Source organism: Stutzerimonas chloritidismutans (assembly GCF_051486945.1).
GTDB classification, from domain to species: Bacteria; Pseudomonadota; Gammaproteobacteria; order Pseudomonadales; family Pseudomonadaceae; genus Stutzerimonas; species Stutzerimonas chloritidismutans_B.
On record NZ_JAHVDX010000003.1, the window covers coordinates 556,495 to 569,640 of the forward strand.

At 65.7% G+C, this 13,146-nt stretch carries 9 protein-coding genes; 8 read left to right on the forward strand and 1 reads right to left on the reverse strand.

Going from position 1 to position 13,146, the window contains the following annotated elements; all coding sequences use genetic code 11:
• Window positions 1-30: 30 nt before the first annotated feature.
• The 8 genes from KXR72_RS14510 (at window position 31) to KXR72_RS14545 (ending at window position 11,509) form a co-directional block, all read left to right on the forward strand.
• On the forward strand, window positions 31-2,433 hold the full coding sequence (locus KXR72_RS14510) for a PAS domain S-box protein (RefSeq protein ID WP_437421795.1): 2,403 nt from the start codon (window positions 31-33) through the stop codon (window positions 2,431-2,433).
• The gene (locus KXR72_RS14515) at window positions 2,433-2,819 is read left to right on the forward strand and encodes a response regulator (protein WP_437421987.1); all 387 of its coding nucleotides are present in this window, start codon (window positions 2,433-2,435) and stop codon (window positions 2,817-2,819) included. The genes KXR72_RS14510 and KXR72_RS14515 overlap by 1 nt, the downstream gene beginning before the upstream one ends.
• On the forward strand, window positions 2,812-4,440 hold the full coding sequence (locus tag KXR72_RS14520) for a diguanylate cyclase (protein WP_437421796.1): 1,629 nt from the start codon (window positions 2,812-2,814) through the stop codon (window positions 4,438-4,440). Before KXR72_RS14515 ends, KXR72_RS14520 begins: the two co-directional genes overlap by 8 nt.
• 156 nt (window positions 4,441-4,596) lie before the next feature.
• Complete coding sequence (locus KXR72_RS14525; protein ID WP_437421797.1) at window positions 4,597-7,476, forward strand: CHASE3 domain-containing protein; 2,880 nt, start codon at window positions 4,597-4,599, stop codon at window positions 7,474-7,476.
• A complete protein-coding gene (locus KXR72_RS14530) occupies window positions 7,473-7,862 on the forward strand; it encodes a response regulator transcription factor (RefSeq protein WP_437421798.1) in 390 nt (129 codons plus the stop codon). Before KXR72_RS14525 ends, KXR72_RS14530 begins: the two co-directional genes overlap by 4 nt.
• Window positions 7,859-8,995, forward strand: a complete 1,137-nt coding sequence (locus KXR72_RS14535) for a YaiO family outer membrane beta-barrel protein (RefSeq protein WP_437421799.1) — start codon at window positions 7,859-7,861, stop codon at window positions 8,993-8,995. The genes KXR72_RS14530 and KXR72_RS14535 overlap by 4 nt, the downstream gene beginning before the upstream one ends.
• Window positions 8,985-10,109 (forward strand): HEAT repeat domain-containing protein, encoded by a 1,125-nt coding sequence (locus KXR72_RS14540; protein WP_437421800.1) that lies wholly within the window; start codon window positions 8,985-8,987, stop codon window positions 10,107-10,109. The genes KXR72_RS14535 and KXR72_RS14540 overlap by 11 nt, the downstream gene beginning before the upstream one ends.
• Window positions 10,106-11,509: a glycosyltransferase family 2 protein gene (locus tag KXR72_RS14545; protein WP_437421801.1), complete on the forward strand. Its 1,404-nt coding sequence runs from the start codon at window positions 10,106-10,108 to the stop codon at window positions 11,507-11,509. The genes KXR72_RS14540 and KXR72_RS14545 overlap by 4 nt, the downstream gene beginning before the upstream one ends.
• A gap of 98 nt (window positions 11,510-11,607) precedes the next feature.
• On the opposite strand, the gene KXR72_RS14550 is transcribed toward KXR72_RS14545, so the two are convergent.
• Complete coding sequence (locus tag KXR72_RS14550; protein WP_437421802.1) at window positions 11,608-13,101, reverse strand: aldehyde dehydrogenase; 1,494 nt, start codon at window positions 13,099-13,101, stop codon at window positions 11,608-11,610.
• Window positions 13,102-13,146: the final 45 nt, after the last annotated feature.

Below are 13,146 nucleotides of genomic sequence, written 5' to 3' on the forward strand. Positions count from 1 at the left end.
ACATGCGAGCACGCGAGGCAGGGTAGCCACATGAAGCCAGACGAGACGCCGACCAGCGTACCGACCCCGCCGCGCGAGTTGTCCCGGCTGGCCACCCTGCTGCGCTACGAAATCCTCGACACACCGGATGAATCGGCCTTCGACGATTTCACCCACCTCGCGTCATACATCTGCCAGACGCCCATCGCGCTGATCTCGCTGCTCGATGATCGCCGCCAGTGGTTCAAGAGCCGCCAGGGCCTGGAGGCGAGCGAAACGCCACGCGAAATCTCTTTCTGCACGCACGCCATCGAGGGCCCGGAGGTTTTCGAGGTGACCGATGCGCTGCAGGATCAGCGTTTTTGCGACAACCCACTGGTCCAGGGCGATCCGAAGATCCGCTTTTACGCCGGCGCGCCGCTGACGACGCCGGACGGCTACAACCTGGGCACCCTGTGCGTCATCGACCGCAAACCGCGCCGCCTCAGCACCGAGCAGCGCGAGGCGCTGGCCACGCTGAGCCGGCAGATCATGCGGCTGTTCGAGGAGCGCCTGCAGTCGCACCGCTATGCCGAGCAGGCGGCCATGCAGCAAGCACTGCTCAACAGCGCGGCCAGCGCCATGCTGGTCACGTCCGCCGACGGGCGCATCTCCGGTGCCAATCCGACGGCCGAGCGCCTGTTCGGCTATTCCGAGCCCATGCTGATCGGCCAATCGCTGACCGACATGCTGTTCCCGCGCGACGCTCTGAGCCGCCGCGCGAAAATCCTCAGCAACGAGTTGGGCGAAACCGTCGAGCCCGGCTTCGGCGTGCTCACCGCCCCGCTCATCGAAGGCCGCCGGGAGATGCGCGAGTGGCGGCTGCTGCACCGCAACGGCGGCAACGTGCCGGTGCTGCTGAACGTCTCGGCCATCCATGACGAGCGCGAGCTGCTGCGCGGTTACGTCGTCAGCGCCTACGACCTGGCCCACCAGGAGCACTTGCAGCTGCGCCTGCAGCAGATCGCCGCCCAGGTACCGGGCATGCTCTTCCAGTTCTGCTGGCGACCGGACGGCAACAGTTCCTTTCCCTATGTCAGCGAGGGCGTCGAGGACATTTACGGCCTCAATGCCTCGGAGATGGACCCGAGCATCGGCCCGGTCTACAACAAGATCCATCCGGACGACCGGACGCGCGTCCTGCAAAGCATCCGCCAGGCCGCCAACACGCTATCGCCCTGGCATCAGGAGCACCGCATCGAGCACCCACGCAAGGGCCTGATCTGGGTCGAGGCGCGTGCGACGCCGCTGCGCCAGGCTGACGGTTCGGTGCTCTGGCATGGGCTGGTCACCGATGTCACCGAACGCAAAGCCGAACAGTTCGAACTGGACAAGCAGCAGGAGATGAACCGCCGGCTGCTCGACGCTCTGTCTGAAGCCGTGGTGGCCTGCGATGCCGAAGGCCATTTGACGCTATTCAACAACGCCGCCCGCATGTGGCACGGGCTTGATGTGCAGAACGTCCCGCCGGAACGGTGGGCCGAGCACTACCAGCTGTTTCATGCTGATGGGGAAACGCTCCTCAGCGCCGATGAAGTTCCGTTGATGAGGGCGTTGCGCGGCGAGCGCATTCGCAATCTCGAGATGACCATCGTCGCAAATGGCACGCCACGCTACCTGCTGGCCAACGCCGACCCGATGTATGCCTCCAACGGCGAGCAGAGCGGCGCCGTGGTGGTTTTGCATGACATCACCGAACGCAAGCAGATCGAAATACTGCAGCGTGATTTCGTTTCAACTGTCAGCCATGAACTGCGCACGCCGCTGACATCCATCACCGCCTCGCTCGGGCTCATCTGCGGGGGTGTCATGGGGGAGGTGCCCGAAGCGCTGGTCGAGCTGCTCGACATCGCCCACCAGAACAGCAAGCGTCTCAGCGCACTGATCGACGACTTGCTCGACATCGACAAACTCTATGCCGGCAAGATGCGTTTCGAACTGGAAGTACAGCCGTTGCGCCCGTTGCTCGAACAGGCGGTGCGCAGCAATCAAGGCTACGCCGACAGCTATGGCGTCAGCATCCTGCTCGGCGACAGCCCGGAGGTGGAGGTCAAGGTCGACACCATGCGCCTGCAGCAGGTACTGAGCAACCTGCTATCCAACGCGGCGAAATTTTCGCCTCGCGGGGAGTCGATCGAACTCTGGGCAAACCCCTGCGCTGACGGCGGTGTGCGCGTCAGCGTGCGCGACAAGGGCCCCGGCATCGCGAACGCCTTCCGAGACCGCATCTTCAGCAAGTTCGCCCAGGCCGATTCGTCCGACACACGCCAGCAGGGCGGCACCGGCCTGGGCCTGGCGATTAGCAAGGAACTCATCGAGCACATGGGCGGGCAGATCGGGTTCGATTCGGTCGAAGGTGCCGGCGCCTGCTTCTGGTTCGAACTGCCCGGTGAACCGCAGGAGGCGTCGTCATGATGAAACCGCTCAAGCGCATCCTGCACGTCGAGGACGTGCCATCGATCCAGGTGGTGACGCGCATCGCGCTGGAAAAGCTCGGTGGTTTCCAGGTCTTGAGCTGCGCAACGGCCCAGCAGGCGCTCGACGAGGTCGAGGCCTTCGCCCCGGACATGATCCTGATGGACATGCTGCTGCCGCAGATGGACGGCCTGGAGCTGCTCCGTCAGATGTCCACACTGATCGACCTGCAGCAGATCCCGGTCGTCCTTCTGACCGGCCAGAACCAGCCCGCCGAACTCGCCGAGCTGCGCACGCTGGGCGTGCGCAAGCTGCTGCAAAAACCCTTCGATCCCTTGCAACTGGCCACACAGCTGAACGAGATATGGGAAACAGAGCATGACTGATGGCAGTGACACGCTGCTCAACCAACTGCAGGCCCTGACCGACCGATTCGCCGAACGCCTGCAACAGGAACTTCCGGAACTGGCCGCCCTCGCCGGGCAGCTGCAACAGGCCCGGGAACACGAGCAGCGCCGCGAAAGCGTGCGCGAGATCCGCGAGCGGCTGCACCGGCTCGCTGGCGCCGCTGGCACCTTCGGCTTCGCCACGCTCGGCCAGCAGGCACGGCAGTTGGAACAAGGCGCAGACCGCTGGCTGGATGCCGCCAAGCCGGGCGGCCAGGCGTTACGCGAGTTCGCCCAGTTGGTCGAGCAATGGGTGACGCAAGCCCTGGCCGCACCCGCCAACCCCACGGCCAAGCTGCCCGACCCGGAGGCGTCACACCCGGCCGGCTGCCGCGTCTACCTGCTCGAAGCGGACCGCCAGGCCGGCGAGCAGATGTGCCAGACCCTCGGCAATTTCGGGTACGACATGCTCCAGTTCGCCGAGCTCGGCACGCTGGAAGCCGCCATGCTCGCGCAACGGCCTGACGCGCTGATCGTCAGCCAGCACGATGGCGAGCTGCAGCCCATCGCCGACCTGCAACACGCGCTGACCGCGCCGGTGCCGCTGATGGTGATCAGCCAGCACCTGGACTTCGACAGCCAGCTCGCGGCCGTACGAGCCGGCGCCCACGGCTATTTCACTCGACCGGTGGACATCACCGCGCTGGAAAACAGCCTCGAGCACTGCCTCAATCTGCAGCTGAGTGAGCCGTACCGCATCCTCATCGTCGACGACGATGCCGACCTGGCCGCCCGCTACAGCCTCGTCCTGCGCAATTCGCAGATGCTGGTGGAGATCCTCAACGACCCCAGCGAGCTGTTCGAGACGCTGCATACCTTCAACCCGGAAGTGCTGCTGCTGGACGTCAACATGCCCGGCTGTTCGGGCCCGGAGCTTGCGCAGATGATCCGCCTGCACGCCGAATGGCTGCGCGTGACCATCATCTACCTGTCCGCGGAAACCGACATCAACCGGCAAATGGCCGCGCTGCTCAAGGCTGGCGACGATTTCATCACCAAACCGATCAGCGACAACGCCCTGATCGCCGCAGTGTTCTCCCACGCCAAGCGCGCGCGTTCGCTGAGCAATGCACTGGCTCGCGACAGCCTGACTGGGCTGCTCAAGCACGCCGACATCAAGGAACAGGTCGCGCTCGAAGTGCAGCGCGCGCAGCGCAACGGCAAGCCGGCCAGCGTGGTGATGATCGATCTCGACCACTTCAAGCGGGTCAACGACCAGTACGGCCACGCCGCCGGCGACAACGTCATCCGCTCGCTCGCCAACCTGCTGCGCCAGCGCCTGCGCCGTATCGACAGCCTCGGGCGCTACGGCGGCGAGGAGTTCGTGGCAGTCCTGCCGGACTGCACCGCCGAGCAGGCTCAGCGGGTGCTCGACGAGATCCGCCAGCGCTTCGCCGCGCTGACCTTCCACGCCGGTGATCGCACCTTCAGCGTCTCGCTCAGCGCCGGCATCAGCGAAGCCGGCAGCAGCGTCCCACCGGGTAGCCTGTTAGAGCAGGCCGACCAGGCGCTCTACGAGGCCAAGCACAACGGGCGCAACCAGGTGCGAATCGCACGGTAGAACGGATCGGCCGCGAGCGAACCGCTTCCCTCTCGCGCGACTCCAACTACACTGAGCAGGGCCGGCTAGCGCATCACCGGCTCTAGCCTGCCGTGTTGGCGCCTGTAGAAGCCTGTGCTCCAATACGGCGCACCGCCCTGCTGAAGGAGTCCGGTTTTGCCTGCAAGACCTGCGATTAGTTGGCACTCGCTCGCGTTCCTATCCGCGTTCATCGTGCTCGTCGCGCTGGGCTGGCAAGGCAAGCGCACCCAAGATGCCGTCCTTGAGACCAATCAGTCGGTCAGCCAGAGCCTGGAAATCATTACCGCGGCCCAGGCCATGCTGTCCTCGCTGCAAGACATCGAAACCGGTTCACGCGGGTTCGTGCTGACGGGCGAGCCGAGCTACCTGGAGCCCTACGAGATCGGGCTAGAGCAAATCGAGACGCACCGTCGCAGCCTCGAACCCCTTGTCGCGCAACGTGATTTCCCCGATCAGCGCTGGTTCGAACAACTCGACCGCAACATCGCCGAACGGCTGGTGATCGCCGACGCGAATATCCAGGCGCGCCGGGAACTGGGCCTGCAGGCGGCAGCCGAGCGCCTGCAACGCGCCGGCGGCAAGCAGATCATGGACCGCCTGCGCGTCCTGCTGAACGCGGTGGAACAGCGCGAGCGCCAGCGACTGGCCGCCGCCAACCAGGCCGTCGCCGATACGCTCGACCGCAGCCGCCACCTCGCCGTGATCGGCACGCTGCTGATCGCCGCGCTGTTCCTCGCTGCGATGTGGGCAATCCGCCGTAACCTGAGCATCCGCCAGGCGTTGGCGGTCAAGGCGCAGGCCGGAGAAGCCCGGCTCGGCGCCTTGCTGCAGGCCATCCCCGACGACCTCTACGCGCTCGACCCCAAGCGCCGGGTAACCGCGCTGTCTGCAACGAACGGCACGCGCACACCGGCCCCCGCCGCGATCGAGCCCGTGCTGATCAATCTGCTGGACCAGGCCGACCACTCGCTCGAGCTGCGCGAGACCAACTGGTGCGAGATCGATGGCCAACGAACCTTCGAGGTACGCCTGGCCCCGACCGGGCTGGGCGACCATCTGGCCATCGCGCGGGACATCACCGAACTGCAGCGCAACCGGGACATACTCGAGGACCAGAAAGTCTTTCTGCGGCGGGTCGTCGACACTGATGAAAACCAGATCTTCGTGCGCGACGACCAGGGTCGTTTCCTGCTCTGCAACACCGCCTTCGCCGAATTGCTGGGCTGCCAACCGGAAACCATCGAGGGGCATCGAAGCGAGGAAATCGCACAGGCGCACCTCGTGCTGCCATTACTGCAAGGCGAAACCGACCTGCTCTGCGGCAGTGGCGAGCTGCGCATCACCGAGGTCAACGTGACCGACACGCAAGGCCACGAGCGTTGGCTGCAGGTGGTCAAGCGGCCCATGACGCTGTCCGACGGCGCCTGCTACGTGGTCACGGTCGCGGTCGACATATCCTTGCGTCGCCGCATCGAGCAGATGAAGACCGAGTTCATTTCTACCGTCAGCCACGAGCTGCGCACACCGTTGACCGCCATTCGCGGCGCCCTCGGCATGCTGGTCGGCGGCGTGGCCGGGGCGATCGACGACGGCGCCCGTCCGCTCCTCGACATCGCACATAAGAACAGCGAGCGCTTGGTGCGCCTGATCAACGACATCCTCGACATCGAGAAGCTCGAAGCCGGCCGTTTGCCGTTCCATTTCAGCCGTTGCGACGTGCGGGCGCTGATCGAGCAGGCCCTGGCCGATCTCAAGCCATACGGCGACGAGTATCGCGTCAGCCTCGTGTTCGACCTGCCGGCGGACACAATGCCGACCGAAGTGAACATCGACCCGGATCGCTTCGTGCAGGTAATGGCTAACCTGCTGTCCAACGCGATCAAGCATTCACCTGCCGGCGGCGTGGTCAGCGTCGACCTGCGCCGCGACGGGAACACGCTCGAAGTGGGCGTTCAGGATCGCGGGCAAGGGATTCCGGAGAGTTTTCGGTCGCGAATCTTCGAACGGTTTGCCCAGGCCGACTCGTCGGATGCCCGCAAGCGCGGCGGTACCGGCCTTGGCCTGGCAATCACCCGCTCGCTGGTGCAACAGATGCACGGACGTATCGGCTTCGACTCGCAAGAAGGCCAAGGCACCCGCTTCTGGCTGCGCCTGCCGCTGGAGTTGACCCCGGCGCAACCGACCGGCCCGGCTAAACCGGCACCGCTGTTGGTCCCCGAGCCACCGGCGGCGCGGCGCCAGGCGCGGATCCTGGTGCTCGAACCCGATCCCTCGGCCGCCGAACAGCTGGCCTCGGCCTTGCAGCAGCACGGCTACGCCACGCTGGTCGCCGAGACGGGCTTGCAGGCACGGGAGCTCCTGGCCGAGTTCAGCATTCAGGCGCTGACCCTGAGCCCGGCACTGAGCGACGAGGACAGCATCGCCTTCCTGCAGAACCTGCGCAGCCAGAGCGCCTATCGCCACCTGCCGGTGCTGATCGTCAGCCTGCAGCCGCAACGACGTGACAATGACGATGGCGTGCTGCGTGGCGGCGCGGTGGGCGTGATCGACTGGTTGCACAAGCCGATCGATCCGTCGCGCGTGATGGACGTGGTGCGTGCGTGCCTGGCGAGCAAAAGCGAACGCCCGCGCTTGCTTCACGTCGAAGACGATGAGGACTTGCGCGTGTTGCTGGCGCGCCTGGTCGAGCCGTTGGAGATCGACCTACAAGGCGCCGGCTCACTGGCCGAGGCGCGCCGGCTGATCGACCGCGAGCACTTCGACCTGGCGATTATCGACCTGATGCTTCCAGATGGAGACGGCAGTGAATTATTCGACCAACTGGCTCAAACGCTTCCGCCGCCGCCAGTCATCATTTTTTCGGCAATGGATTCCCCTGTGCACGATAGCCGCCTGGCCTTGCGCCAACTGGTCAAGTCACGCCACGACGGCAACGAACTGGCCGCGCTGATTCAGCAACTGCTGCACCACTGGCCACCCGGCCAGCTACCGGAACATGACGAGGTCAATGCATGAGCGAATCCGCCAACCCGCGCATCCTGATGGTGGAGGACGAGGAGGACATCGCCTTCCTCATCCGTTTCATGCTCGAGCGGCACGGATTCAGCGTCGAGCACGCCGCCGATGGGCGCCAAGCACTGGACAAGCTGGCCAACTCAGCGCCGCCAGACCTCACACTGATGGACATCATGCTGCCCTACCACGATGGGCTCGAACTGGTCGAACGCCTGCGCGCACAGCCGGGCTGGGAAAGCGTGCCGGTGCTGATGCTCACCGCCAAAGCCCGCGAAGTGGACATCGTCCGCGCCCTGGAACTGGGCGCCGATGATTACGTAACCAAGCCCTTCCAGCCCGAGGAGCTGCTCGCCCGCATCCGCCGCCTCATGAGGCGGCCGCGATGAGAGGAGCCTGCCTGGCCGTTGCCGCATCCGCCGCCCTGCTCGCCCCGCTGGCCCTGGCCGACGTCGCCACCGCGCGGCAGCAGGTAGAAGCAGAGCAGCTCGACGCCGCCGAAGCCACGCTGCGCGCCCACCTGGCCGAGCAACCTTCCGATGGCGAGGCGCTGTTTCTGCTGGCACGGGTTCATGCCTGGCAGGGCCGCCCCGAACAGGCACTGCCCCTCTACGAGCGCCTGTTGAGCGAGGAGCCCGGCAATGCCGACTACTTGCTCGGCCAGGGTCAGGCGCTGCTCTGGGCCGGTCGCCCGCAAGCGGCGCTGGAGCCGCTGGAGCGCGCCGCCGCCATCGCGCCGGACTATGCCGAAGTCCAGCAGGTCATCCAGCAGGCACGCGCCGCGCTGACTTCGCCGGTGACCACGACCAGCCCGGTCGCCACGGTGCCGACCCAACGTCGTCACGAGCTGGAGCTGTCGGCCCGCCAGGACTGGCTCGATAACGGCTTCGACGACTGGCGCAGCCAGCGCCTGGACTACACCTCGACCCAGCCGGAGGGCCTTGGCTGGTACGGTGCCCTGCTGCGCGAGCAACGTTTCGGCGAGTGGGACGAAGGCGTCGAGGCCGGCGCGGTGATTGCGCTCGACGAGAACTGGACGCTGCAGCCGGAAGTCGGCTTCCAGCCGTCGCCCTATTTTCTGCCCGAATGGCATGCCGACCTGCGTCTGCAGCGACGCTTGCCCGCGGGCTACCTCGGTGCCGCCAGTATCCGCCGAACCGAATACGAGACGACGCGCGTCGATCGCCTGGCGCTGAGTGCTGAACGTTACTGGGGCGCCTGGCGCGCCGGTTACACGCTGAACATCACTGATGTCGCCAACGCCGGCACGCCCATCGGCCACGACGTTGCGCTGGATTATTTCTATGGCGGCCTGAGCTACGCTGGCCTGCGCCTGACCGCGGGCGAGGAAGAGGCCGTCGAGGAACAGCAACTGATCACCAGCGACGTCAGAGCCATCAGCTTGCAAGGGCGCCACTGGCTCGACAGCCGCTGGGCGCTGACCTGGGAACTGGGCCATCACGAGCAGGGCGATTACTACACGCGGCGCTGGCTGCAGATCGGTCTGCGGCATGCTTTCTGACCTGATCACCCAATGCCCGCCCTGGCTGTGCGAGCTACCCGCCCAAGCCTGGCTGTCGATCTGGCCAGAAGACGGCATCCTGCAATTGGCACTCTGGTGCGCGCTGGGTTTGGGCGCGCTGACCATGCTGGTGATGGTGCAAGTGATGCTGCTGGGCGAGGTGTCCCGGCGCCGCGCCGCCCGCCGCCAGCAATTCAACGACCAATGGCGGCCCTTTTTCGCGCTGTGCTCGCTCGGCGATGAACTGCCCGAGCCGGTACCCGCCCTGCCGCGCGGCCGCCAGCTGTGGTTTCTGCTGCAATGGAACCGCACCCAGCTGCAGTTGCGTGGCGCCGCGCGTGAACGAATGAACCGCGCGCTGATCGCCCTCGGCATGGACCGCCAGGCGCTGGCGCTGCTGCGGGGGCGCGTGCGCAGCAAGCTGATCGGCCTGACCTGTTTGCGCAACCTCGCAGACCCAGCGCACTGGGACGCGACGCAACCCCTGCTGATGAGCCGCAACCTCACCGTCTCGCTCGCCGCGGCCCAAACCCTGATCGCCATGGACGCCACCCGCGCGATGCGATTGATCCTGCCTGCTGCCGTGACCCGGCCGGACTGGGCATTACCGCGCCTGGCCAACCTTTGCCAGCAAGCTGGCGAGCAGACCGTGACCCAGCCGCTGCTGATTGCCCTAACCAGCTCGGAGGATCCACGCCGCGAACGGCTTATCCCCTTGTTGGCTCACGGCGAACCCCGGTACGCCGCGCCCTGGGCACGCGCGCGCCTGGAGGAAGAAGCGCCGCCGGAACAGCTGCAGGTCGCACTGCGCTGCCTGAGCGAGCTGGGCGATCCACGGGATCGCGGCCGTCTCCTGCGCGCCCTGCAGCATGACCAACCCAACGTACGGCTGGCGGCACTGCAAGCATTGGACAAGCAGGCCCGCAGTGAAGATAGCGAAGTCTTCCTGCCGCTGCTCGCCGATACCAGCTGGTGGGTCCGTCAGGCCGCCGCGGACAGTCTAGCGCGGCTCCCCGGCGTCACGCCCGAACAGCTACAGACGCTGCTCATGCAGGTCGAGGACCGCTACGGCCAGGACGCCCTGCGCCGCGCGATTGCGGAGGTCAGGCGTTGACGATTGACTGGCTGTGGTGGCTACAACTGGGCTTCATCCTCTATTTCCTGCTGCTCAACGGCATGTACCTGCTGCTCAACGTGCTGTCGATGATCAGCCTCATGGGCTATATCCGCCAACGCGCCGAGACGGGCGAGATTGCGCCCTACCTGGGTGTCGAACCTCCCGTCTCGGTGCTGATGCCGGCGTACAACGAGCAAGCGACGATCCGCACCTCGGTCCGTTCGATGCTGCAGCTGCAGTATCCCGAGTTCGAAGTGGTGGTGATCAATGACGGCTCCAAGGACGACACCCTTGCCGTTCTGATCGAAGAATTCGAGCTGGTGCCGCACCCCGAACCCCTGCGCCAGGCCGTGCAGCATCAACCAGTGTTAGCGATCTACCGTTCGCGGCGCTACGCCAACCTGCGCGTCATCGACAAGGCCAACGGAGGCAAGGCTGATGCGCTCAATGCCGGAATCAACGCGGCGCGCCACGGGCTGTTCTGCGGCGTGGATGCCGACTCCATCCTGCAGCGCGACAGCCTGCTGCGGGTCGTTCAGCCCTTCCTCGAGGACGAGCGAACTGTAGCGGCCGGGGGCACCGTGCGTATCGCCAACGGCTCAGAAGTGCGTGGCGGTTTTCTAATCCGCGCCGGGCTGCCGCGTAACTGGCTGGCACGCTTTCAAATCGTCGAATACTTGCGCGCCTTCCTCTTTGGCCGCCTGGGCTGGTCGCCGATGAATGCCGTGCTCATCATCTCCGGCGCCTTCGGGCTGTTCGCCCGCGAGCGGGTGATGGCTGTCGGTGGCTATCGCACCGACACCGTCGGCGAGGACATGGAACTGGTGGTACGCCTGCATCGCTATCACCGCGAACACCGCATCCCCTACCGCATCCGCTACCTGCCCGACCCGATCTGTTGGACCGAATGCCCTGAAGACCTCGGCACCCTCGGCCGCCAGCGCAGCCGCTGGCAACGCGGCCTGGCCGAAAGCCTGGGCCGCCACGCACGCCTCGCCTTCAGCCTGCGCGGCGGCACGCCTGGCTGGCTGGCATGGCCCTTCATGGCCTTGTTCGAATGGTTGGGGCCGCTGATCGAGCTGGTCGGCTATGGCTTCATGATCGGCGGCTTCGTGCTCGGCGTCGTGTCCTACGCAGCGCTGGCCGCCTTCCTGCTCGTCGCGATCGGCATGGGCATCCTGCTCTCGGTCAACGGCCTGCTGCTGGAAACCATGTCGTTCCGCGTCTACGAGCGCCGCCGCGACATGCTTCGGCTGTTTCTGATGGCCGTGCTGGAGAACTTCGGCTATCGCCAGCTCAACACGCTATGGCGCTGTCGCGGCCTGTGGCAGTGGTTTTCACGTCGCAAACATCAGTGGGGCGCGATGCGCCGCAGCGGGCAGTGGGGGCAAGGCTAGCTGACCGTTAGAACAGCAGGGCGGAGCACGCCTCATCGATCCACCGAAGCTGTGCAACAAGGTGGATGTCAAACGCGACATCCACCCCACGGGTGTCGTCAGATCTTGATCCAGGTCGCCTTCAACTCCGTGTACTTGTCGAATGCATGCAACGACTTGTCCCGACCGTTGCCGGACTGTTTGAAACCGCCAAAGGGTGCGGTCATGTCACCGCCGTCATACTGGTTGACCCAGACGCTACCGGCCCGCAACGCACGGGCTGTGCGGTGGGCTTTGGATATATCGGCGGTCCATACCGCGGCGGCCAGCCCGTAGAGGGTGTCATTGGCAATGCTCACGGCCTCGGCCGCCGTATCGAAGGTGATCACCGACAGCACCGGGCCGAAAATTTCCTCGCGGGCGATCTTCATCGCATTGCTGACGCCATCGAAAATGGTCGGTTCGACGTACAGGCCGCCGGTATCCTGCATCGTCCGCTGCCCACCGATCAGCACCTTAGCGCCATCGTTGCGACCGGCCTCGATGTAGCCAAGCACGGTATCGAGCTGCTGGGTATCGACCAGTGCGCCGACATTGGTCGCCGGGTCCAGCGGATTGCCCGGCTTCCAGCCTTTGAGCGCCTCGACCACCATCGGCAAGAAGCGCTCCTTGACCGAGCTTTCGACCAGCAACCGCGAACCGGCCGTGCAGACCTCGCCTTGGTTGAAGGCGATGGCGCCGGCGGCGGCCTTGGCGGCAGCCTCGAGGTCCGGCGCGTCGGCGAAGACGATGTTCGGGCTCTTGCCGCCAGCCTCCAGCCAGACGCGCTTCATGTTCGACTCACCGGCATAGATCATCAGTTGTTTGGCGACGCGGGTAGACCCGGTAAAGACCAGGGTGTCGACGTCCATGTGCAGCGCCAGTGCCTTGCCCACGGTATGGCCGTAGCCGGGCAGCACGTTGAGCACACCCGCGGGGATGCCTGCCTCGATGGCCAGCTGTGCCACGCGGATGGCGGTCAGCGGGGACTTCTCGGACGGCTTGAGCACCACGGAGTTGCCCGCGGCCAAGGCGGGGCCGAGCTTCCAGCACGCCATCATCAACGGGAAGTTCCACGGCACGATGGCCGCCACCACGCCCACCGGCTCGCGCGTAACCAGACCAAGCTGGTCGTGCGGCGTCGGTGCGACTTCGTCGTAGATCTTGTCGATCGCCTCGCCTGCCCAACGCAGCGCATTGGCCGAGCCGGGTATGTCGACGCCCAGCGAATCGCTGATCGGCTTGCCCATGTCGAGGGTTTCCAGCAGCGCCAGCTCCTCGGCGTTGGCCTGGATCAAGTTGGCGAAGCGGATCATGGTCGCCTTGCGTTTGGCTGGCGCCATGCGCGACCAGACACCGGATTCGAACGCCATACGCGCACTGATCACGGCGCGGTCGGCGTCGGCCTCGTCGCAACTCGCCACTTGTGCCAGCACCCGCCCGTCGACCGGGCTGATGCAGTCGAAGCTGGCGCCGGCGCTGGGCGCGGTGTATTCGCCCTGGATGAAGGCCCGGCCTTCGATGCGCAGGTCGCGGGCACGCTGTTGCCAGTCGGCGAGAGTCAGGGTGGTCATGGGGCGTCCTCGGTGTCTGTCGAATGATCGGTAGGGCACCCTAAA

Coding starts and splice junctions, on each gene's coding strand:
- KXR72_RS14550 (WP_437421802.1), bottom strand. CDS start 13,101: ATGACCACCCTGACTCTCGCCGACTGGCAACAGCGTGCCCGCGACCTG.
- KXR72_RS14530 (WP_437421798.1), top strand. CDS start 7,473: ATGAGCGAATCCGCCAACCCGCGCATCCTGATGGTGGAGGACGAGGAG.
- KXR72_RS14540 (WP_437421800.1), top strand. CDS start 8,985: ATGCTTTCTGACCTGATCACCCAATGCCCGCCCTGGCTGTGCGAGCTA.
- KXR72_RS14515 (WP_437421987.1), top strand. CDS start 2,433: ATGAAACCGCTCAAGCGCATCCTGCACGTCGAGGACGTGCCATCGATC.
- KXR72_RS14510 (WP_437421795.1), top strand. CDS start 31: ATGAAGCCAGACGAGACGCCGACCAGCGTACCGACCCCGCCGCGCGAG.
- KXR72_RS14520 (WP_437421796.1), top strand. CDS start 2,812: ATGACTGATGGCAGTGACACGCTGCTCAACCAACTGCAGGCCCTGACC.
- KXR72_RS14535 (WP_437421799.1), top strand. CDS start 7,859: ATGAGAGGAGCCTGCCTGGCCGTTGCCGCATCCGCCGCCCTGCTCGCC.